The 20,253-nt window shown below is 73.2% G+C and carries 15 protein-coding genes; 7 read left to right on the top strand and 8 right to left on the bottom strand.

Annotated elements, in window-relative coordinates:
* The first annotated feature begins 6 nt into the window (after nucleotides 1–6).
* Nucleotides 7–504 carry a GNAT family N-acetyltransferase gene (locus IE180_RS14265; RefSeq protein WP_190157226.1) on the top strand — a complete coding sequence of 166 codons (498 nt, stop codon included), beginning with the start codon at nucleotides 7–9 and terminating at the stop codon, nucleotides 502–504.
* A gap of 57 nt (nucleotides 505–561) precedes the next feature.
* On the opposite strand, the gene IE180_RS14260 is transcribed toward IE180_RS14265, so the two are convergent.
* Nucleotides 562–1,224 (bottom strand): TetR/AcrR family transcriptional regulator, encoded by a 663-nt coding sequence (locus IE180_RS14260; RefSeq protein ID WP_229860471.1) that lies wholly within the window; start codon nucleotides 1,222–1,224, stop codon nucleotides 562–564.
* 119 nt (nucleotides 1,225–1,343) lie between these two features.
* On the opposite strand from IE180_RS14260, the gene IE180_RS14255 reads away from it, so the two are divergent.
* A complete protein-coding gene (locus IE180_RS14255; protein ID WP_190157224.1) occupies nucleotides 1,344–2,138 on the top strand; it encodes an SDR family NAD(P)-dependent oxidoreductase in 795 nt (264 codons plus the stop codon).
* Nucleotides 2,138–2,971, top strand: coding sequence for an SDR family NAD(P)-dependent oxidoreductase (locus IE180_RS14250; protein WP_190157223.1), 834 nt, complete (start codon nucleotides 2,138–2,140; stop codon nucleotides 2,969–2,971). The genes IE180_RS14255 and IE180_RS14250 overlap by 1 nt, the downstream gene beginning before the upstream one ends.
* 39 nt (nucleotides 2,972–3,010) lie before the next feature.
* Here the strand turns inward: IE180_RS14250 and IE180_RS14245 are convergent, their stop codons facing one another.
* Nucleotides 3,011–3,532, bottom strand: a complete 522-nt coding sequence (locus tag IE180_RS14245) for a DUF4240 domain-containing protein (protein WP_190157222.1) — start codon at nucleotides 3,530–3,532, stop codon at nucleotides 3,011–3,013.
* Nucleotides 3,533–3,631: 99 nt separating this feature from the next.
* Here IE180_RS14245 and IE180_RS14240 point away from each other — a divergent pair, with 99 nt between their 5' ends.
* Nucleotides 3,632–4,558: an SDR family oxidoreductase gene (locus IE180_RS14240; protein ID WP_190157221.1), complete on the top strand. Its 927-nt coding sequence runs from the start codon at nucleotides 3,632–3,634 to the stop codon at nucleotides 4,556–4,558.
* A gap of 101 nt (nucleotides 4,559–4,659) precedes the next feature.
* Here IE180_RS14240 and IE180_RS14235 read toward each other — a convergent pair whose 3' ends face one another.
* From IE180_RS14235 to IE180_RS14210, 6 genes are all read right to left on the bottom strand, one after another.
* Entirely contained in the window at nucleotides 4,660–5,622 is a 963-nt protein-coding gene (locus IE180_RS14235) for a helix-turn-helix transcriptional regulator (RefSeq protein WP_190157220.1), read from the bottom strand.
* 202 nt (nucleotides 5,623–5,824) lie between these two features.
* The gene (aceE, locus tag IE180_RS14230; RefSeq protein ID WP_190157219.1) at nucleotides 5,825–8,530 is read right to left on the bottom strand and encodes a pyruvate dehydrogenase (acetyl-transferring), homodimeric type; all 2,706 of its coding nucleotides are present in this window, start codon (nucleotides 8,528–8,530) and stop codon (nucleotides 5,825–5,827) included.
* 390 nt (nucleotides 8,531–8,920) lie between these two features.
* Nucleotides 8,921–9,544, bottom strand: coding sequence for a GntR family transcriptional regulator (locus IE180_RS14225; protein ID WP_190157218.1), 624 nt, complete (start codon nucleotides 9,542–9,544; stop codon nucleotides 8,921–8,923).
* A gap of 118 nt (nucleotides 9,545–9,662) precedes the next feature.
* Entirely contained in the window at nucleotides 9,663–11,480 is a 1,818-nt protein-coding gene (gene sucB / locus IE180_RS14220) for a 2-oxoglutarate dehydrogenase, E2 component, dihydrolipoamide succinyltransferase (protein WP_190157217.1), read from the bottom strand.
* A 62-nt stretch (nucleotides 11,481–11,542) separates the two neighbouring features.
* Nucleotides 11,543–12,931 carry a dihydrolipoyl dehydrogenase gene (lpdA, locus tag IE180_RS14215; protein WP_030691860.1) on the bottom strand — a complete coding sequence of 463 codons (1,389 nt, stop codon included), beginning with the start codon at nucleotides 12,929–12,931 and terminating at the stop codon, nucleotides 11,543–11,545.
* 296 nt (nucleotides 12,932–13,227) lie between these two features.
* On the bottom strand, nucleotides 13,228–14,736 hold the full coding sequence (locus tag IE180_RS14210; protein ID WP_190157216.1) for a leucyl aminopeptidase: 1,509 nt from the start codon (nucleotides 14,734–14,736) through the stop codon (nucleotides 13,228–13,230).
* Nucleotides 14,737–15,039: 303 nt separating this feature from the next.
* Here IE180_RS14210 and IE180_RS14205 point away from each other — a divergent pair, with 303 nt between their 5' ends.
* The 3 genes from IE180_RS14205 to IE180_RS14195 are packed head-to-tail and all read left to right on the top strand — an operon-like array spanning nucleotide 15,040 to nucleotide 20,251.
* Nucleotides 15,040–17,142, top strand: a complete 2,103-nt coding sequence (locus IE180_RS14205; RefSeq protein WP_190157215.1) for a hypothetical protein — start codon at nucleotides 15,040–15,042, stop codon at nucleotides 17,140–17,142.
* Between the two features lie 26 nt (nucleotides 17,143–17,168).
* Nucleotides 17,169–18,698 (top strand): GT4 family glycosyltransferase PelF, encoded by a 1,530-nt coding sequence (gene pelF / locus IE180_RS14200; RefSeq protein WP_190157214.1) that lies wholly within the window; start codon nucleotides 17,169–17,171, stop codon nucleotides 18,696–18,698.
* Nucleotides 18,695–20,251, top strand: coding sequence for a hypothetical protein (locus IE180_RS14195; protein ID WP_190157213.1), 1,557 nt, complete (start codon nucleotides 18,695–18,697; stop codon nucleotides 20,249–20,251). The genes pelF and IE180_RS14195 overlap by 4 nt, the downstream gene beginning before the upstream one ends.
* Nucleotides 20,252–20,253: the final 2 nt, after the last annotated feature.

The following is a 20,253-nucleotide window of genomic DNA, read 5'->3' as shown; positions in this document are numbered from 1 at the left end:
ATCGTCATGACCGTGCCGGAGACGCAGATACGTACCGCAGTGCAGGACGACGAGGCCGCGCTCGCGGAGCTCGACCGGGCCACCTGGTCGACGCTCCACGCCGTGATGCCGGCCCCGGAGCCGGGCGCGCCCTTCTTCGGCGAGCGCCACGTGCCCGGGGACTACCTCGTGGCGGTGCGCGGGGGAGCGATCGTCGGCTACGTGCGGGCGGTGCCGCCGGCCCCGCTCGCCGCCATGGCCCACGTCCGTCAGATCCAGGGCCTCGTCGTCGCCGAGTCCGCACGGGGCGAGGGCATCGCGCGGGCGCTGCTGCGGGCCGTCATGGACCGGGCCCGGGAGCAGGGCGCCGTACGGATGACCCTGCGGGTCCTCGGCCACAACGCACCGGCCCGCGCGCTCTACGCCTCGGAGGGCTTCGTGGTGGAGGGGGTGCTGCCGGGGGAGTTGTTCCTCGACGGGGCGTACGTGGACGACGTGCTCATGGGCCGGTCGCTCCTGGGCTGACGCGCCCCGTCACGCATCTCCTCGCGCATCCCGTCACGCATCTCCTCGCGCATCCCGTCACGCGCCCCGCAACAGCCGCATCCCGCCGATCAGTTCGCGCAGGCAGCGAACCGCGAGCGCGGCCGGGGCGTTCTCTCCGCGCTCCGGGGCGTCCGTCTCCGCCCAGCTCTCCAGGGCGATCCGGATCGCGTCGGTGGCCGCCGCCGCCGCGAGCCGCACCTCCAGCGGGTCGGCCTCCGGGCCGGCGAGCCCGGCGACGACCTCGCGCAGCCGCTCCTCGGACTCCTGGTTGACCCGGTACCAGACGGCCCGCAGGGCGGGGTCCTCGGCGGCGGCCCGCAGCAGTCCGCGCGTCCAGCGCAGGCCCTCCGCGTCCGCCTCCGTCTCCGGGGTGAGCGACGCGGCGATCGAGCGCTCCAGGGCCTCGGGCACGCCGGCGCCCGGTTCCGTCGCGGCGAGGCGCTCCCGCCAGCGGTCGGCGCCGCCCGCGAGGAGCGGGGCGACGGCGTCCTGCTTGGAGCGGAAGTAGCGGTAGAAGGTGCGCAGGGCGACGCCGGCCCGCTGGGCGATCTCCTCGGCCGTGGTGCCGTCGGGGCCGCGCTCGGTGAAGAGCTCGGCGGCGGCGCGGGCGATGTCGAGCTGGGTGGCGGCCTTGCGGCGCTCCGTCAGGGAGGGGGGCGAGGGGGTGGGGGGCGCGGCGCCCTCGGGCTTGGTGCTCACCCACGAAGCGTACGCCTGCGCCCCCCGAAGATGCATGACGTGCAGGTGTGGCAAAACGTGCCACCTCGGCGTACGGTGGCGGCATTCCCCGGAAAGCTTGACATCGAGAGGTTGCCGCCATGAACCAGCTGACCCGTTACGAAGGACGCCGCGCCCTCATCACCGGCGGCGGCTCCGGCATCGGCCAGGCCACCGTCCTGCGCATGCTCGCCGAGGGCGGCCGGGTCGTCGCCGCCGACATCAGCGAGGACGGCCTCAAGGACACCGTCGCCAAGGCCGGAGACGCCGCCGACCGCCTCACCACCGTCGTCGTGAACATCGCCGACGAGGCCTCCGTACGGGCCGGCGTCGCCACCGCCGTCGAGGCGCTCGGCGGCCTGGACGTCCTGGTCAACGCGGCCGGCATCCTGCGCTCCTCGCACACCCACGAGACGAGCCTGGAATCCTTCGAGCAGGTGATCCGGATCAACCTCACCGGCACCTTCCTCGTGATCCGCGAGGCCGTCCCGGCGCTCCTGGAGGGCAACGACTCCGCCGTCGTCAACTTCTCCTCCACCTCCGCGATGTTCGCCCACCCCTACATGGCGGCCTACGCGGCCAGCAAGGGCGGCATCCAGTCCATGACCCACGCGCTCGCCTCCGAGTACGCCAAGCAGGGCATCCGCTTCACCGCCGTCCAGCCCGGCTCCATCTCCTCCGGCATGACCGACGGCTCCGGCGCCTCCGGGCAGTCCATGGGCCCCGGCCTGCCCGAGGACACCGACTGGTCCCTCTTCGGCAAGCTCGCCCCCGCCCTCGGCCAGGGCTTCGCCGGCCCCGAGACCGTCGCCGGCGTCGTCGCGATGCTCGCCTCCGAGGACGGGAAGTTCATCACCGGCACCGAGGTCCGCATCGACGGCGGGACCCACTTCTGATGACCGCCGCCGAGGTCTTCGGCGGGCGCACCGCCGTCATCACCGGCGCCTCCTCCGGGATCGGCGCCGGTCTCGCCCGGCACGCCGCCGGACTCGGCATGAAGCTGGTCCTCGCCGACATCGCCGCCGAGCGGCTCGCCGAGTTCGCCGGCGAACTGTCGGCCACCGGCGCCGAGGTCACCGCCGTCGTCACCGACGTCGCCGACCCCGCCTCGGTCGAGTCGCTCGCCGACACCGCGTACACCCGGTTCGGCGCGGTCGACCTGCTCGTCAACAACGCCGGGATCATGGCCATGGGCTACTCCTGGGAGATCCCGGCCGACCGCTGGGACGCCGTGCTCCGGGTCAACATCGGCGGATACGTCAACGGCATCCGGGCCTTCGTGCCGCGCATGCTGGAACGCGGCGAGAAGGCCTGGGTGGTCAACGTCTCCTCGATCGGCGGCCTGCTGCCGAGCCCGCTGATGGCGCCGTACAGCGTCACCAAGTTCGGCACGCTCGCCCTCACCGAGTCGCTGCACTACGAGATGCTGATGAAGGGCGCCCCGATCCAGGTGTCCGTCGTGACGCCCGGCTCGGTCAAGAGCGAGATCTTCAAGGCCGCCCGCCCCGGCGAGACCGCGCCCCCCGAGATCGCCGCCTTCAACGAGCAGCTGCAGAACCTCGCCGACGAACACGGGCTCACGCCCGAGGAGCACGCCGCGAGGGTCTTCGACATGGTCGCCGAGGGCAGGTACTGGGCGATCCCGCAGCCCGAGCAGCTCTTCCCGGCGCTCCAGCCGCGCACGGACATGATCCTCGGCCGGGAGAACCCCCGGCTCCAGCTCGGATGAACCCCCGGGGCGCGGATCCCTCCGTCCGCGCCCCGGATCTCACCCCGTCCCGAAGCGCTCCCACAGCCGGGGGAAGCGGGCCGCGAGCACCTCGTCGTCCCCCAGGTCGAAGGGGGTGCCCAGCGGCTCCCCGCCCGGCATCGGAATGCCCAGGTCGGGGGTCTCGCCGCCGGTCAGCTGCTCGTACGCCTCGTCGGCGGCGAAACCGATCTCCTCGCCGTCCCCGTCGATCTCCACGTCGAAGTCGCCGAGCAGCTCCGCCAGGGCGTCCGGCTCGTGCACGGCCCCCTCGTACACCTCCCGGCCCTGGCCGATCAGCCAGCAGCGGAACGAGTCGAAGGTCTCCTCGCCCGCCCCGTCGAAGAGGACGGCCGCCGCGCCCCACAGGTCCCAGAGGTACGCGCGGTTGAAGCGGGCCTCGAAATGGCGCGCGTAGTCGAGCACCGAGTCGGGGTCGAGCCGGGTCAGCCGCTCCACGAGCAGGTCGGCCTGCTCCTCGGGGTCGCCCTCGGCTTCCTCGCGGGTGGCGTCGATGAGCTCCCAGAACTCGGTCTCGTCCATCACCGCTCCAGCATCGTGGCTCCCGGAGTCCGACGCACCCGGAAAGCCCGAAAGAAAACCCGACAGAAGGTGTCGTGGTTGCCTGTCAGGCTGGCGCCCATGACGACTGAGACCACACCCCTGCACGGACGGATCTGCCTGGTCGCCGGGGCCACCCGGGGCGCCGGGCGGGCCATCGCCGTCCAGCTCGGCGCCCTCGGCGCCACCGTGTACGTCACCGGCCGCACCACCCGCGACAAGGTCAGCGAGGTCGGCCGCGCCACGGAGACCATCGAGGAGACCGCCGAACTGGTGACGGCCGCCGGCGGCGAGGGCGTCGCCGTCCCCACCGACCACCTGGACCCCGAGCAGGTCCGCGCCCTCGTCGACCGGATCGACCGCGAGCGGGGCCGGCTCGACGTCCTCGTCAACGACGTCTGGGGCGGCGAGCACCTCCTCGGCCCCGCCTTCGGCAAGAAGACCTGGGAACTCGACCTCGCCGGCGGCCTCCGCATGCTCGAACTGGGCGTGCGGACCCACGCCATCACCTCGCACCTCGCGGTCCCACTGCTCATCCGCCACCCCGGCGGGCTCGTCGTCGAGGTCACCGACGGCACCGCCGCGTACAACAGCACCCACTTCCGCGAGAACCTCTACTACGACCTCGCCAAGAACGCCCCGATCCGGATGGCCTTCGGCCTCGCCCGGGAACTGGAGGAGCACGGCGGCACCGCCGTCGTCGTCACCCCCGGCTGGCTCAGGTCGGAGCAGATGCTCGCCGGCTTCGGCGTCACCGAGGAGAACTGGCGCGACGCCACCGAGAAGATCCCCGACTTCGGCGTCTCCGAGTCGCCGGCCTACGTCGGCCGGGCCGTCGCCGCCCTCGCCGCCGACCCCGACCGGCACCGCTGGACCGGGCGGTCCCTCTCCAGCGCGCAACTGGCCGTCGAGTACGGCTTCACCGACGCCGACGGCTCCCGCCCGGACGCCTGGGGCTTCATCGCCGCGAGCGAGACCGGGACGCCGGACGTGGCCGACTACCGGTGAGGCCGCGGCCCCGGGGTGGAGCGCCGGCTACCGGTGAGGCCGCGGCCCCGGGGTGGAGCGCCGGCTACCGGTGAGGCCGCGGCCCCGGGGTGGAGCGCCGGCTACCGGTAGAGCTCCGCCAGGCCCCGGGCCGCCTCCGCGAACCGCTCCCGGAGCGCGGCCGGGGCCAGCACCTCGACCTCCGGGCCGAGCCCGAGCAGCTGGCCGAAGGCGACCTCCTCGCTCTCCACCCGGAGGACGACCCGCAGGAGGCCGCCCTCGGCGGTCCCCGCCGCCAGCGCCTCCTCGGCGGCCGCCCGGTCCGTGACGTACGGCAGCCGGCGGGCGCCCGCCTCCGAGAGCCGCACGACCACCTCCGCACGGAGCAGGGAGCGGGCGAACTCCGCCGACCGCTCCTCCCAGAAGACGGGCAGGTCGAACTCCGGGTCCCGGTCGAACCGTTCCTCGCCCACGGCCACCGCCGTGAACCGGTCCACCCGGTACGTGCGGAACGAGGAGCCCGCACGCGCGCACACGTACCAGACGCCCGCCTTCAGGACGAGGCCGTACGGCTGGAGCTCCCGTTCCACCTCGCCGCCGTCGCCGCGCCGGTACCGGGCCGACACCCACCGGTCGTCCCAGACCGCCTCCGCCACCGGCGCCAGCAGCTCCGGCGTCTCCGGCTCCTGGTACCAGCCCGGCGCGTCCAGGTGGAAGCGCCGCGCCGCCGACTCGTGCGCGTCCCGCAGCGAGGGCAGCAGCGCCGCCGACACCTTCAACCGGGCCGCCGAGGCGGCGTCCTCGAGGCCCATGTCCCGCAGCGCGCCCGGCAGTCCGGACAGGAACAGCGCCTCCGCCTCGCCGCGCCCGAGCCCGGTCAGCCGGGTCCGGTACCCGCCGACCAGCCGGTACCCGCCGGTCCGGCCCCGGGCCGCGTACACCGGCACCCCCGCCTCCGAGAGGGCGAGCGCGTCCCGGGTCACGGTCCGCTCCGACACCTCCAGCTCGGCGGCGAGCTGGGCGGCGGTCATGGACGGCCGGTTCTGGAGCAGCAGGACCATTTTGATGAGACGGGCGGCACGCATGGACCCAGGGTGCCGCACGCGCGCCGGGACTGGCCCGCACGCGCGCGAGGGAGCGCGAGGGCCCGCCCCGCACGCGCGCGCCGAGGGTTCGCCCCGTACGCCGCCCCGCACGCGCGCGCCGAGGGCCCGCCCCGTACGCACACGCCGAGGGGCCGCCTCCGCATGTGCGTGCGGAGGCGGCCCCTCGGACGGACCGGAGCCCTTACAGGCCGTAGCGCTCGCGCGCCTCCTTCACGGCCGTCGCCTGGACCTCGCCGCGGCGGGCCAGCTGGGCCAGGGCCGCGACGACGATCGACTGGGCGTCGACGCCGAAGTGGCGACGGGCCGCCTCGCGGGTGTCCGAGAGGCCGAAGCCGTCGGCGCCCAGCGAGGTGTAGTCCTGCTCGACCCACTGCGCGATCTGGTCCGGGACCTGGCGCATGTAGTCGGAGACCGCGAGGACCGGGGAGTCGACGCCCTCCAGGGCCTCGCGGATGTACGGCGTCCGCTCCTCGCCGCGCAGGAGGGCCGCGTCGGCCTCCAGCGCGTCGCGGCGCAGCTCGGTCCAGGAGGTGGCGGACCACACGTCGGCGGCCACGCCCCACTCGGCGGCGAGCAGCTTCTGCGCCTCCAGGGCCCAGTGGATGGCCGTGCCGGAGGAGAGCAGCTGGATGCGCGCGGCGTTCGCGGGCAGCTCCAGACCGGCGGACTCCGCCGTGTTGAAGCGGTAGAGGCCCTTCACGATGCCCTCGTCGACGCCGGCCGGCTTGGCGGGCTGCGGCATCGGCTCGTTGTAGACCGTGAGGTAGTAGAAGACGTTCTGGTCCTCGCCCTCGGCGGCCTCGCCGTACATCCGGCGCAGACCCTCCTTGACGATGACCGCGACCTCGTAGGCGAACGCCGGGTCGTACGTCAGCGCCGCCGGGTTGGTGGCCGCGATGACGGGGGAGTGGCCGTCGGCGTGCTGGAGGCCCTCGCCGGTCAGGGTGGTGCGGCCGGCGGTGGCGCCGACGAGGAAGCCGCGGCCGAGCTGGTCGCCGAGCTGCCACATCTGGTCGGCGGTCCGCTGCCAGCCGAACATCGAGTAGAAGATGTAGAAGGGGATCATCGCCTCGCCGTGCGTGGAGTACGCGGTGGACGCGGCGATGAAGTCGGCCATCGAGCCGGCCTCGGTGATGCCCTCGTTCAGGATCTGGCCGTTGACGGCCTCCTTGTAGTACATCAGCTGGTCGCGGTCGACCGGCTCGTACGTCTGGCCCTTCGGCGAGTAGATGCCGAGCGACGGGAACAGCGACTCCATGCCGAAGGTGCGGGCCTCGTCCGGGACGATCGGGACCCAGCGCCTGCCGGTCTCCTTGTCGCGGATCAGGTCCTTGATCAGTCGCACGAACGCCATCGTCGTGGCCATCGACTGCGCGCCGGAGCCCTTGTCGAACGCGGCGAACGCCTTGTCGGCCGGGGCCGGCAGCGGGGCGAGCGGGTGGGTGCGGCGGGCCGGGGCGGGGCCGCCGAGGGCCGCGCGGCGCTCCTGGAGGTAGCGGACCTCGGGGGAGTCGGCGCCGGGGTGGCCGTAGGGCACGACCCCGTCGACGAACTGGGAGTCCGAGATGGGCAGTTCAAGGAGGTCGCGCATGTTCTTGAACTCGTCCGTCGTGAGCTTCTTCATCTGGTGGTTCGCGTTCTTCGACGCGAAGCCCTCACCCAGGGTGAAGCCCTTGACGGTCTGCGCCAGGATGACCGTCGGCGCGCCCTTGAACTCCAGGGCGGCCTTGTACGCGGCGTACACCTTGCGCGGCTCGTGACCGCCGCGGGAGAGGTGGAAGCACTCGAGGATCTTGTCGTCGGACAGCAGCTGCGCCATCGCGACGAGCGCCGGGTCCTTGCCGAAGAAGTCCTGGCGGATGTAGGCGGCGTCGCGGGTCTGGTACGTCTGGACCTGCGCGTCCGGCACCTCGCGGAGGCGGCGGACGAGGGCGCCGGTGGTGTCGAGCGCGAACAGCTCGTCCCAGGCGTTGCCCCACAGCGACTTCACGACGTTCCAGCCGGCGCCGCGGAACTGGGCCTCCAGCTCCTGCACGATCTTGAAGTTGGCGCGGACCGGGCCGTCGAGGCGCTGCAGGTTGCAGTTGATGACGAAGGTCAGGTTGTCCAGACCCTCGCGGGCCGCCAGGGCGAGGGCCGCGGTCGACTCGGGCTCGTCCATCTCGCCGTCACCGAGGAACGCCCACACGTGCGAGGCGGAGACGTCCTTGATGGAGCGGTTGGTCAGGTAGCGGTTGAAGCGCGCCTGGTAGATCGCGGAGAGCGGGCCGAGGCCCATGGAGACGGTGGGGAACTCCCACAGCCAGGGGAGGCGGCGCGGGTGCGGGTAGGAGGGCAGGCCGTTGCCGCCGGACTCCTGCCGGAAGTTGTCGAGGTGGGCCTCGTTCAGACGCCCGTCGAGGAAGGCGCGGGCGTAGATGCCGGGGGAGGCGTGGCCCTGGATGTAGAGCTGGTCGCCGGAACCGTCGGCTTCCTTGCCCTTGAAGAAGTGGTTGAAGCCGGTCTCGTAGAGCCAGGCCGCGGAGGCGAAGGTGGCGATGTGGCCGCCGACGCCGTGCTTGGAGCCGCGGGTGACCATCGCGGCCGCGTTCCAGCGGTTCCACGCGGTGATCTTCCGCTCCATCTCCTCGTCGCCGCCGAACTCGGTGATCGAGGGCTCGGCGGAGGTGGGGATGGTGTTGACGTAGTCGGTCTCCAGGAGCTTGGGGAGGGCCAGGCCCGCGCCTTCGGCGTGCTGGAGGGTGCGGCGCATCAGGTAGGCGGCCCGGTGGGGGCCGGCGGCCTTGGTGACGGCGTCCAGGGAGGCCGCCCACTCGGCGGTCTCCTCGGTGTCACGGTCCGGGAGCTGGTCGAGCTCGCTCGGAATCTTGCCTACGGGATCGGTCATGATCGCCGCCTTCCGGACAGATGGGGGTGGAGATAAGGGGGCCTTGTCTGGCAGGACAGGGCGAAGGGCCGGGTGGCGGCCCGCCGAAGACTGTAAACCGGCGATCGATGATCGATCAAAGGGTTGAAGCAGAAAACCTCTTCGGATCGAGAAAGTAGGCACAGGGTGCCGCGAAAACGGGCACCCGGTGCCTTGTTTTCGAAGGGTTTCCGCAGGTGGGGAGAGCTGTCTGAGAAGGTGCTCGCACACATGAGCGGAGCCCCGCCGGGCGACGGGGCTCCGCTCGGGTCCCGTACGGGTCGGGCGCGGTCTCATGCGGGTCGGGCGTGCGGTCCCGTACGGGTCGGGCGTGCGGTCCCCGTGCGGGTCGGGCGTGCGGTCCCGTACGGGTCAGGCGCGCGGCGCGCAGCCCAGGACGTGGGCCTTCACCAGGGCGCCGATGTTCGGGTCGCCCCGCCGGAAGGCCTCCACCAGCTCCTGGTGCTCCTCCGCGTACGACTTCTGGACCGTGCCCAGCCAGCGGATCGACAGGGCCGTGAAGACCTCGATGCCGAGCGTCTCCCAGGTGTGCAGCAGGACGCCGTTCCCGGCCGCCTTCACCAGCTCCCGGTGGAAGGCCACCGTGTGCCGGACCTGCGCCGTCCCGTCCGAGACCGCGTCCGCCTCGTACAGCGCCGCCACGTGCGGCTCCAGGGCCGAGCAGTCCGTCGCGAGCCGCCCGGCGGCCAGCTCGGCCGCGATCTGCTCCAGACCGGCGCGGACGGGGTAGCTCTCCTCCAGGTCGGCCGCGGTGAGGTTGCGGACCCGGACGCCCTTGTTGGGCGCCGACTCGATCAGCCGCAGCGACTCCAGCTCGCGCAGCGCCTCGCGGACGGGCGTCTGGGAGACCTCCAGCTCGGTCGCGATCCGGCGCTCCACGATGCGCTCGCCCGGCTTCCAGCGGCCGCTGACGATCCCCTCCACGATGTGCTCGCGGATCTGCTCGCGCAGCGAGTGGACGACGGGGACGGTCATGAAGCGGCTCCTCGGGGAGTGTTGACCCTTAGACAATACGGCGGCGCCCCCGTCCGGAAACACTTCCGGACGGGGGCGCCGCAGGTGAGGCTCGTTACGTTGCGCCTCGGGGGACGGATCAGAGACCGAGGTCGACCTCGAACTCGCCGGCCTCCAGGATCGCCTTGACGGCCGACAGGTAGCGGGCCGCGTCGGCACCGTCCACCAGGCGGTGGTCGTAGGACAGCGTCAGGTAGGTCATGTCGCGGACGCCGATGACGGTGCCCTCGGCGGTCTCGATGACGGCCGGACGCTTGACCGTCGCACCGATGCCCAGGATGGCGACCTGGTTCGGCGGCACGATGATCGTGTCGAACAGCGCACCGCGCGAACCGGTGTTGCTGATGGTGAAGGTCGCGCCGGACAGCTCGTCCGGAGTGATCTTGCTGGCGCGGACCTTGCCGGCCAGCTCGGCCGTGGCCTTCGAGATGCCCGCGATGTTGAGGTCGCCCGCACCCTTGATGACCGGGGTCATCAGGCCCTTCTCGGAGTCCACGGCGATGCCGATGTTCTCCGAGTCGAAGTACGTGATCGTGCCCTCGTCCTCGTTGATCCGGGCGTTGATGACCGGGTGGGCCTTCAGCGCCTGGGCAGCCGCCTTCACGAAGAACGGCATCGGGGAGAGCTTGACGCCCTCGCGGGCGGCGAACGCGTCCTTCGCCCGGGCGCGCAGCTTCATCAGCTTGGTGATGTCGACCTCGACGACCGAGGACAGCTGGGCCTGGCCGTGCAGCGCCTTCATCATGTTGTCGCCGATGACCTTGCGCATGCGGGTCATCTTGACGGTCTGACCGCGCAGCGGGGAGGCCTCCAGGGCGGGGGCCTTCGGCGCGGCGGCGGCCGGAGCGGCGGCCGGAGCGGCAGCGGCGGCCTTCTTGGCCTCGGCGGCCGCGAGGACGTCCTGCTTGCGGATGCGACCGCCGACGCCGGAGCCCTTGACGGACGCCAGGTCGACGCCGTTCTCGCCGGCGAGCTTGCGCACCAGCGGGGTGACGTACGCGCCGTCCTCCGCCGGAGCGGCCGGAGCGGCGGCGGGAGCCGCCGGGACCGGGGTGACCACGGCCGGAGCGATCGACGGGGCGGCGGCCGGGGCCGGGGCGGCGGCCGGAGCGGCCGGGGCAGCCGGCGCGGGGGCCGGAGCCGGAGCGGCCGGGGCGGCCGGAGCCGGGGCAGCGGCGGCGGGAGCCGGGGCGGCAGGGGCCGGGGCGGCGGCGGGGGCCGGGGCGGCCGGGGCCGGGGCGGCGGCCGGAGCGGCACCCGCGGCGCCGATGACGGCCAGCTTGGCGCCGACCTCGGCGGTCTCGTCCTCGCCGACGACGATCTCCAGGAGAACGCCGGAGGCGGGGGCGGGGATCTCGGTGTCGACCTTGTCCGTGGAGACTTCGAGCAGCGGCTCGTCGGCCTCGACGGTCTCGCCGACCGACTTCAGCCAGCGGGTGACGGTGCCCTCGGTGACGGACTCGCCCAGCGCGGGCAGGACGACGTCGGTGCCCTGGGCGGAACCGCCACCGGAGGCCGCCTCGGCCGTCGGGGCCGGAGCCGGCTCCTGGACCTCGGTGGACGGGGCGGCCTGCGGGGCCTCGGGGGCGGCCGGGGCCTCGGCGGCCGGAGCCGGAGCGGCCTCGGCGGCGGGGGCCGGGGCGGCGGCGGGGGCGCCCGAGCCGTCGTCGATGATGGCCAGCTCGGCGCCGACCTCGACCGTCTCGTCCTCGGCGACCTTGATGGAGGCCAGGATGCCCGAGGCGGGGGCGGGGATCTCGGTGTCGACCTTGTCGGTCGAGACCTCGAGCAGCGGCTCGTCGGCCTCGACGCGCTCGCCCTCGGCCTTGAGCCAGCGGGTGACGGTGCCCTCGGTGACGCTCTCGCCGAGCGCCGGCAGGGTTACGGAAACCGACATGGTTTCAGTTGCTCCTAACGAATTGCGGAAAGTGGTCGTCGCGCCCTGTGATGACGTGAGCGTCAGTCGTGGGAGTGCAGGGGCTTGCCGGCCAGGGCCAGGTGGGCCTCGCCGAGCGCCTCGTTCTGCGTCGGGTGGGCGTGGATGAGCTGCGCGACCTCGGCCGGCAGCGCCTCCCAGTTGTAGATCAGCTGCGCTTCGCCGACCTGCTCGCCCATGCGGTCACCGACCATGTGGACGCCGACCACGGCACCGTCCTTGACCTGGACGAGCTTGATCTCGCCCGCGGTCTTGAGGATCTTGCTCTTGCCGTTGCCCGCGAGGTTGTACTTCAGGGCGACGACCTTGTCCGCGCCGTAGATCTCCTTGGCCTTGGCCTCGGTGATGCCGACGGAGGCGACCTCGGGGTGGCAGTACGTCACCCGCGGCACGCCGTCGTAGTCGATCGGCACGGGCTTCAGACCCGCGAGCCGCTCCGCGACGAGGATGCCCTCGGCGAAGCCGACGTGCGCGAGCTGGAGCGTCGGGACGAGGTCGCCCACGGCCGAGATCGTCGGCACGTTGGTGCGCATGTACTCGTCGACCAGGACGTAGCCGCGGTCCATTGCGACGCCCTGCTCCTCGTAGCCGAGGCCGGCGGAGACCGGGCCGCGGCCGATGGCGACCAGGAGGACCTCGGCCTCGAAGGTCTTGCCGTCGGCCAGGGTGACCTTGACGCCGTTGTCGGTGTACTCGGCGGACTGGAAGAAGGTGCCGAGGTTGAACTTGATGCCGCGCTTGCGGAACGCGCGCTCAAGAAGCTTCGAGCTGTTCTCGTCCTCGACCGGGACGAGGTGCTTCAGGCCCTCGATGACCGTCACGTCGGTGCCGAAGGACTTCCACGCCGAGGCGAACTCGACGCCGATGACGCCGCCGCCGAGGATGATCGCGGACTCCGGGACCCGGTCCAGGGTCAGCGCGTGGTCCGAGGAGATGATCCGGTTGCCGTCGATCTCCAGGCCGGGCAGGGACTTCGGCACGGAGCCGGTGGCCAGGAGGACGTGACGGCCCTCGACGCGACGGCCGTCCACGTCGACGGAGGTCGGGGAGGACAGGTGTCCGGTGCCCTCGATGTAGGTCACCTTGCGGGAGGCGACGAGACCCTGCAGACCCTTGTACAGGCCCGAGATCACGTCGTCCTTGTACTTGTGCACGGCCTTGATGTCGATGCCCTCGAAGGAGGCCTTGACACCGAACTGCTCCGCCTCGCGCGCCTGGTCGGCGACCTCGCCGGCGTGGAGCAGGGCCTTCGTCGGGATGCAGCCGTTGTGCAGGCAGGTGCCGCCGAGCTTGTTCTTCTCGATCAGTGCGACGTCCAGGCCCAGCTGCGCTCCGCGCAGCGCCGCGGCGTAACCGCCGCTACCGCCGCCGAGGATCACTAGGTCGAAAACGGTGCTGGCGTCGTTCGCCACGTCACGTCCTCCATGCATGTGCGCTCGTCGCCGGTCGTCGACGACCTGGCGGCGGCTGGTGTCCGGCCGCTTCATTTCGGCCCTGTGGTGGGGGCCCTGTCCTGCCGAGAACCCATCTTCGCACTTGTTGACGGACGACGGGACGTGGGGCCGTGGTCTGAGACGGCCGATCGTCCGTACGGAGGGGGCGCGAGGGCGTACGAACCTACGGATTTCGTCGCGAGCGAACAGCGGCCGGGGAACGGGGAAGGCCCCGGAGCCGAGGCTTCCGGGGCCTTCCGTCACACCGGTGCCGCTCAGAGCTCGCCGGCCGCCGTGCGCTCGGCCAGCTTCACCAGGGTGCGGACCGAGGAGCCGGTGCCGCCCTTCGGGGTGTAGCCGTACGGGGCGCCCTCGTGGAAGGCCGGGCCCGCGATGTCCAGGTGGGCCCAGGTGATGCCCTCGCCCACGAACTCCTGCAGGAAGAGGCCGGCGACCAGGCCGCCGCCCATCCGGACGCCCATGTTCGCCATGTCGGCGGTGGGGGAGTCCATCGTCTTGCGCAGGTCCGCGGGGAGCGGCATCGGCCAGGACTGCTCGCCGACCTCCTCGGCGATCTCGTGGATCGCGGTCCGGTAGTCGTCGTCGTTCGCCATGATGCCGAAGGTGCGGTCGCCGAGCGCCAGGACCATGGCGCCGGTCAGGGTCGCCACGTCGACGATGGCGTCCGGGTGCTCCTCGGAGGCCCGGGTGATCGCATCGGCGAGGACGAGGCGGCCCTCGGCGTCGGTGTTCAGGACCTCGACGGTCTTGCCGCTGTACATGCGCAGCACGTCACCCGGGCGGGTGGCGGAGCCGGACGGCATGTTCTCCGCGAGGGCGAGCCAGCCGGTGACGTTGACCTCCAGGCCGAGGCGGGCCGCGGCGACGACGGCGGAGAACACGGCGGCGGCGCCGCTCATGTCGCACTTCATCGTCTCGTTGTGGCCGGCCGGCTTCAGGGAGATGCCGCCCGAGTCGTAGGTGATGCCCTTGCCGACGAGGGCGAGGGTCTTCTCCGCCTTCGGGTGGGTGTAGGCGATCCGGACCAGGCGCGGCGGGTTCACGGAGCCGACGCCGACACCGAGGATGCCGCCGTAGCCGCCCTTGGCGAGCGCCTTCTCGTCGAGGACCTGGACCTTGAGGCCGTGCTCCTTGCCGGCGGCCTGGGCGACGGCGGCGAAGGCGGCCGGGGTCAGGTCGTTCGGCGGCTGGTTGATCAGGTCGCGGGCGCGGTTGATCTCCTCGGCCACGGCCTGGGCGCGCTCGGCGGCGGCCTTGTGGGCCTTGTCGCGCGGCTTGGCACCGAGCAGGGCCACCTCGGCGAGGGGCTTCTTCGCGTCCTTGCCGTTCTCCTGGTACGCCGTGTAGGCGTACGCGCCGAGCAGCGCGCCCTCCGCGATGGCGGCGGCGTCATCGGGGGCGGCGATCGGCAGCGCGAACGCGGCCTTCTTCGAACCGGTCAGGGTGCGGGCGGCGGTGCCGGCGGCGCGGCGCAGGGTCTCCGCACCGAAGGACTCGCCGTCCTCGGGGGCCTCGCCGAGGCCGACGGCCAGGACGACGGGGGCCTTGAGACCGGCGGGGGCGGGCAGCTTCGTCGCCTCACCTTCGGCACCCGAGGCGCCCAGGGTCTCCAGGACGGCGGCGAGCCGGCCGTCGAAGGCCTTGTCGACGGCCTCGGCGCCCGGGGCGACGACCAGCGTCTTCCCGGACTTCGCGACGCCGACGACGAGGGCGTCGGCGCGCAGCGTCGCCGCGCCGGCAGTGCTGAGAGTGAGAGCAGTCACGGTGGTGAAATCTCGCTTCCATTGAGTTCTGTGGCGGTCGAGGGATGGGCCGACCGTGCCCGCCGCATCGTATTTCGGCCCGGAGAGCGCCGAGAACGAGCCTACGCTCGCTCGCAAGGTTCGATCACGGCGGCGCTGATTCACTCATCCGTGGTGTCTCTTTCATGTTTACCCTTTCGGCCTCGGTCGCCCGGTCACACTCGCCTCATTCACGCAAGGACGACACACCGTCCTTCGCCTCATCTGCGACATCTCCACGGGGCCTGCCGGTTCGGGCGGGGCCCGTCGAGGGGGGACATCCGCATGGACTCCGACCGAATCCGTACGCCCAGAACCGCACCCCGCACCGCACCCCGCACCGCACCCCGCACCGCGCTCCGCACGGGCAGGATCGCGACCCTCGCCGCCGCCGCGCTGCTCGCCACCGTCGTCCCGTCCGCGCAGGCGGTCGCCGAGACGGCGCCCCGCGTGGACCTCACCGTCCTCGTCGTCGACGACGGCGGCAGCGCGGTCGGGGCGATCACCGCCGAGCTGCGGGGCTCCGGCGTCCCGTACCGCAGGATCGACCTGAACGACCCGAACCGGCCCGTCCTGGACGCGGCCTTCCTCAGCGACCCCTCCGACAGCGCGACCGGACGGCCCCGCGCCAAGTACCAGGGCGTCGTCCTGCCCCACGAGAGCGCCTTCGGCCCCGACTCCGCCGAGCAGACCGCCCTCCGGGCGTACGAGCGGACCTTCGGCATCCCCCAGGTCGACGCCTCCACCTGGTCGCACCCCGGCGTCGGCCTCGACTACACCGACCGGGGCGGCTGGTCCGGCGTCCTCGACGGCACCACCGCCGGCGTCACCGCCGCCGGACAGGCAGGCCCCTTCCGGTACCTCGCCGGAACGCTCGCCTTCGAGGACAACGACCCCACGACCGGTGAGAGTTACGGCTACGCGGGCCGCCCCCGCGCCGGCTACACCAGCTACCTCGACATCCCCGTCGACGGCGGCCGGGCCAGCCTCGTCGGCGAGTACGCCGCCGACGGACGCCGCGAACTCGTCGTCACCTTCGCCTACAACCAGTACCAGCGGCAGTTCCGCGCCCTCGCCCGCGGCATCGTCGACTGGCTCACCCAGGGCGTCCACCTCGGACAGAGCCGCAACTACCTCTCCGTCCACGTCGACGACGTCTTCGCCCCCGACGCCCGCTGGGACCCCTCGCTGAACTGCACCCCCGGCGACTTCGACTGCGTCGGCGACGACGGGGAGGGCACGAACCCGATCCGCATGACGGCCGCCGACGCCCAGTACGCCGCCGCCTGGCAGAAGTCCTCCGGCTTCACGCTCGACATGGTCTACAACGGCGGCCAGGGCGAGCAGTGGAAGACCGAGCACGGCGGCACCGACCCGCTCACCGACCGGCTCGTCGCCGACCGCGCCCAGTACCGGTGGATCAACCACACCTACACCCACCCCTTCCTCGGCTGCGTCCAGGACAACACCGTCGTCCCCTGGCGCTGCGCCACCGACGCCACCGGCAACACCCTCTGGGTCAGCCGCTCCGAACTCTCCGGCCAGATCCGGAACAACCACGCCTGGGCCGTCGGCAAGGGCATCTCCGTCGACCGCTCCGAACTCGTCACCGGCGAGCACTCCGGCCTGAGGACCCTGCCCCAGCAGCCCGTCGACAACCCCAACCTCGCCGGCGCCCTCGCCGACAACGGCGTGAAGTGGACCGCGAGCGACGGCTCCCGCGAGCCCGCACAGCGGGCCGTCGGCACCGGCGCCGCGAAGACCGTGCCCCGCCACCCGATGAACGTGTACTACAACGTGGGCACCGCCGCCGAGATGACCGACGAGTACAACTGGATCTACACCTCCCGCGCCGACGGCGGCAGCGGCGTCTGCGAGTCCGACCCGGCCTCCACCTGCCTGCCCGCCCCGCTCCCCACGGCCACCGGCTACGCCGACCGCATCGTGCCGCAGGAGGCCCGCACCGCCCTCTCCCACGTCCTCGGCAACGACCCACGGCCGCACTACGCGCACCAGTCCAACCTCGCCGAGGAGCGCCTCCTCTACCCCGTCCTCGACCGCGTGCTCGCCGACTACCGGGCCCTGTTCGCGGCGAACACCCCCCTGGTGAACCCGGCCCAGAAGGACGTCGGCACCGAACTGGACCGCCGCGCCGCCTGGGACCAGGCCGTCGCCGCCGGAAAGGTCACCGCCTACCGCGTCGGCACCACGGTCACCGTCAAGGCGCCCTCCGGCGTCACCGTGCCCGTCACCGTCCCCGAGGGCACCCGCAAGCGGCTCCTCCTCGGCACCACCGCCTTCGGGACGCCCTACGCGGGCACCCGCTCCGCCTGGACGGCGCCCGAACCGCTCCAGACCACCGTCACGCTCACGCTCCCGACCGCCTGACCAGCACGTCCTGGGGGGACTCGCTCATGCCGAGCAGTGGCCGTCACGTCACCATGCTCACCGAAGGCACCTACCCGCACGTCCACGGCGGCGTCAGCACCTGGTGCGACCAGCTCGTCCGCGGCATGCCGGAGGTCGACTTCGACATCCTCGCCCTCACCGGCAGCGGCCGCGAACCCGTCACGTGGGAACTGCCGCCCAACGTCACCCGGCACACCGCCTACCCCCTGTGGGGACCTCCGCGGGGCCCGGCGGTGCGCAGGCCCCCGCGGGGGCGCGAACGCCGCCGCTTCCTCGACGCGTACGAGCGCCTCCTGCTCGCCCTCCTCGACCCCGAGGCGGACTGCGACTTCGGCACCGGCCTGTACGAGCTCGCCGAACTCGCCCGACGGGGCGGGCTGACCGCCGCACTCCGCTCCGAGCAGGCCCTGCGCTCCCTCATGTGGATCTGGACCATGCCGCACCTGCCCACGCTCGCGGCCCGGCCCACCGTCCACGACGCGCTCACCGCCACCGACCTGCTCGAACACGCCCTGCGCCCGCTCGCCGCCCGGATAGCCACCGGCGGCGTGGCCCACGCCGTCTCCAGCGGCCTCGCCACGCTGCCGGCGCTCGCCGCGCAGCACTTCGAAGGGGTGCCCTTCCTGCTCACCGAACACGGCATCTACCTCCGCGAGCGCTACCTCGGCTACCGCACCGAAGCGCAGCGCTGGCCCGTCAAGGCCCTCATGCTCGGCTTCTACCGCGAGCTCAACACCCTCGGCTACCGCAAGGCCGACCTCATCACCCCCTGCAACGAGTACAACCGGCGCTGGGAGGAGCGCGGCGGAGCCCCCGCCGACCGCATCCGCACCGTCTACAACGGTGTCGACCCCACCCTCTTCCCCGAGGCCGGTCCCGAACCCGAGACACCCACCCTCAGCTGGTGCGGCCGGGTCGACCCCATCAAGGACCTGGAGACCCTGATCAGGGCGTACGCGATCTCCCGCGCCGAACTCCCGGCGCTGCGGCTCCGCCTGTTCGGCCCGGTCCCGGCCGGGAACGAGGACTACCTGACCCGCCTGGAGAAACTCGCCGCCGAACTCGGCGTCGCCGACGGCGTCTCCTTCGAGGGCCGGATCAGCGACGTCCCCTCGGCCTACGCGGCCGGCAGCGTGGTCGTGCTCTCCTCCATCAGCGAGGGCTTCCCCTTCTCCCTCATCGAGGCCATGTCCTGCGGCCGCGCCACCGTCTCCACGGACGTCGGAGGCGTACGGGAGGCCGTCGGCGACACCGGGATCGTCGTCCCGCCCCGCGAACCGGCCGTCATGGCCGCCGCCGTCTCCGCGCTCCTCCGCGACGGCGCCCGCCGCGCCGAACTCGGCCGCCGGGCCCGCCGACGCGTGATCGACCGGTTCACCCTGCACCGCTCGGTGGACGGCTTCCGGCAGATCTACCGCGAACTCGCGGGCACCCGCCCGCCGTGCCCGGCCCCGGCCGTCACCCCCCTCCGCCTGAGCATCCCCGCCCCGCGCCGCACCTCCCCGGCCCTCGTCACCGGAGGCACCCCGGCATGAGCGGCTCCCTCTGGCTGAAACCCCCGAAGACGGGCGGGACCCCGCTCCCGGCGATCCCGCGCCCCCGCCGCGGGCCCCGGGCGAACCGCCCCGACGACGCCCCGCCCCGGGTCCTCGGGACGGCCGCCGCCGGGCCGGCCGGGCACCCGGCCCCGGCCGGCCACCCGGCCCCGGCCGGCCCCGCCGGGGCACCGGTCCCCGCCGCCCCGCCCCCCGCCGGAGACGGCCTCGCCGCCGATCCGCTCGACGAGCTCGCCGCGCGGCTCGACGGGTTCGTCGCCACCGCCGTGCACCCGGACGAGATCGCCGCGATCCTCGAGTCCGACGGCATGACCGACGAGCACATCCGGCTCACCTACGGCCGCGCCGACTCCTTCTCCCTCGCCGAGGACCTCTACGCGCGCGTGGAGCGCCGCCACCCCGAACCGTCGGCGCCGTCCGCCGGCGTCTGGCACGGCGAGCTGTGGGGCTGTCTGCTGCGCGGGCTCGTCTTCGCGCTCCCCGGCCTCGCGTACGTCCTCGCCGCCCCGCTGCTCGTCGCGGAGCACGGCCGGTCCGGACTCCCCGCCGGGACCGTCCCGCTGCTCGCCGGGGCCGTCACCGGCTGGGTCTGGAACCAGGCCCTCTCCCACCGCGCGTACACCTGGCTCGGCCTCGGCGACCGGCCCGCCGCCGCCCGCGCGCTGCTCACCGGCGCCCCGGCCGGCGCCCTCGCGGGGACCGCCGTCGCCCTCGTGACCGCCGGGCCCGGCGAGATCCCGGCCGCCGTCTTCGCCGCCGGCCAGTCGCTCTACCTCGCCGCCGCGACCGTCCTCCTCGTCCTCGGCCGCGAACGGGCCCTGCTCCGCGCCCTGCTGCCGCTCGCCGGAGCCGTCCCCGCCTTCCGCTGGGACCTGCCCGACGCGCTGCGCTCCGGACTGCTCCTCGCCTCGCTCGCCGCGTCCGTCGTCCTCGCCGCCGTCGTCCTGCGCCCCGGTCTCCGCCGGGGAGCGGCGGGCCGCGGCGGTCCCCCGCGCGCCGCCTCCCTCCCGTACGGCCTCTTCGGCCTCGGCAGCGGCCTGCTCGTCCTCCACGCGGGCGCGGCCGACACGCTGGTGAGCGGGGCGGGGGCGGTCATCGCGCTCACCCTCTCCATGGGCCCCGCCGAGTGGCTCCTGCACCGTTTCCGGGGCGAGAGCCTGATCCGGCTGCGGACCCTCACCACCGCCCGCGAGTTCCGCCGGGCGGCCACCGGCACCCTCGTGCTCTGCCTCGGCGGCTACCTCACCGTGCTCCTCGCCCTCACCCTCGCCGCGACCCTGGCCTGGCCCGGCGCGCCGTGGCCGACGTTCCCGCGCCTGGTCACCCTGCTCCTGATCGGGACCGTGCTCTGGCTGGGGCTGCTGCTCCAGGCCTTCGGCGCGGTGCTCAGCGCCGCCACCGTCTGCCTGTTCGCGGCGGCCGCGCAGACCGTGCACCCGGCGGCGGGCCCGCTCACCGCCGGGGGAGCGGCGGCGCTGCTCGCCGCCCTGACCTGTGTCCTGCTGGTACGACCGACCGCCCACCGCGCTTGAGG

Source organism: Streptomyces litmocidini, assembly GCF_014649755.1.
In the GTDB taxonomy this organism is placed as follows: Bacteria; Actinomycetota; Actinomycetes; order Streptomycetales; family Streptomycetaceae; genus Streptomyces; species Streptomyces litmocidini.
This window is presented reverse-complemented; position numbering and strand designations above follow the sequence as displayed.

Bases quoted from the DNA above. Each gene is read 5' to 3' on its own strand.
- IE180_RS14195 (WP_190157213.1), top strand. From the start codon at position 18,695: ATGAGCGGCTCCCTCTGGCTGAAACCCCCGAAGACGGGCGGGACCCCG.
- IE180_RS14245 (WP_190157222.1), bottom strand. From the start codon at position 3,532: ATGGACGAGACCGAGTTCTGGGAGCTCATCGACGCCACCCGCGAGGAA.
- IE180_RS14255 (WP_190157224.1), top strand. From the start codon at position 1,344: ATGAACCAGCTGACCCGTTACGAAGGACGCCGCGCCCTCATCACCGGC.
- IE180_RS14240 (WP_190157221.1), top strand. From the start codon at position 3,632: ATGACGACTGAGACCACACCCCTGCACGGACGGATCTGCCTGGTCGCC.
- sucB (WP_190157217.1), bottom strand. From the start codon at position 11,480: ATGTCGGTTTCCGTAACCCTGCCGGCGCTCGGCGAGAGCGTCACCGAG.
- IE180_RS14205 (WP_190157215.1), top strand. From the start codon at position 15,040: ATGGACTCCGACCGAATCCGTACGCCCAGAACCGCACCCCGCACCGCA.
- IE180_RS14225 (WP_190157218.1), bottom strand. From the start codon at position 9,544: ATGACCGTCCCCGTCGTCCACTCGCTGCGCGAGCAGATCCGCGAGCAC.
- IE180_RS14250 (WP_190157223.1), top strand. From the start codon at position 2,138: ATGACCGCCGCCGAGGTCTTCGGCGGGCGCACCGCCGTCATCACCGGC.
- IE180_RS14235 (WP_190157220.1), bottom strand. From the start codon at position 5,622: ATGCGTGCCGCCCGTCTCATCAAAATGGTCCTGCTGCTCCAGAACCGG.
- IE180_RS14265 (WP_190157226.1), top strand. From the start codon at position 7: ATGACCGTGCCGGAGACGCAGATACGTACCGCAGTGCAGGACGACGAG.
- pelF (WP_190157214.1), top strand. From the start codon at position 17,169: ATGCCGAGCAGTGGCCGTCACGTCACCATGCTCACCGAAGGCACCTAC.
- aceE (WP_190157219.1), bottom strand. From the start codon at position 8,530: ATGACCGATCCCGTAGGCAAGATTCCGAGCGAGCTCGACCAGCTCCCG.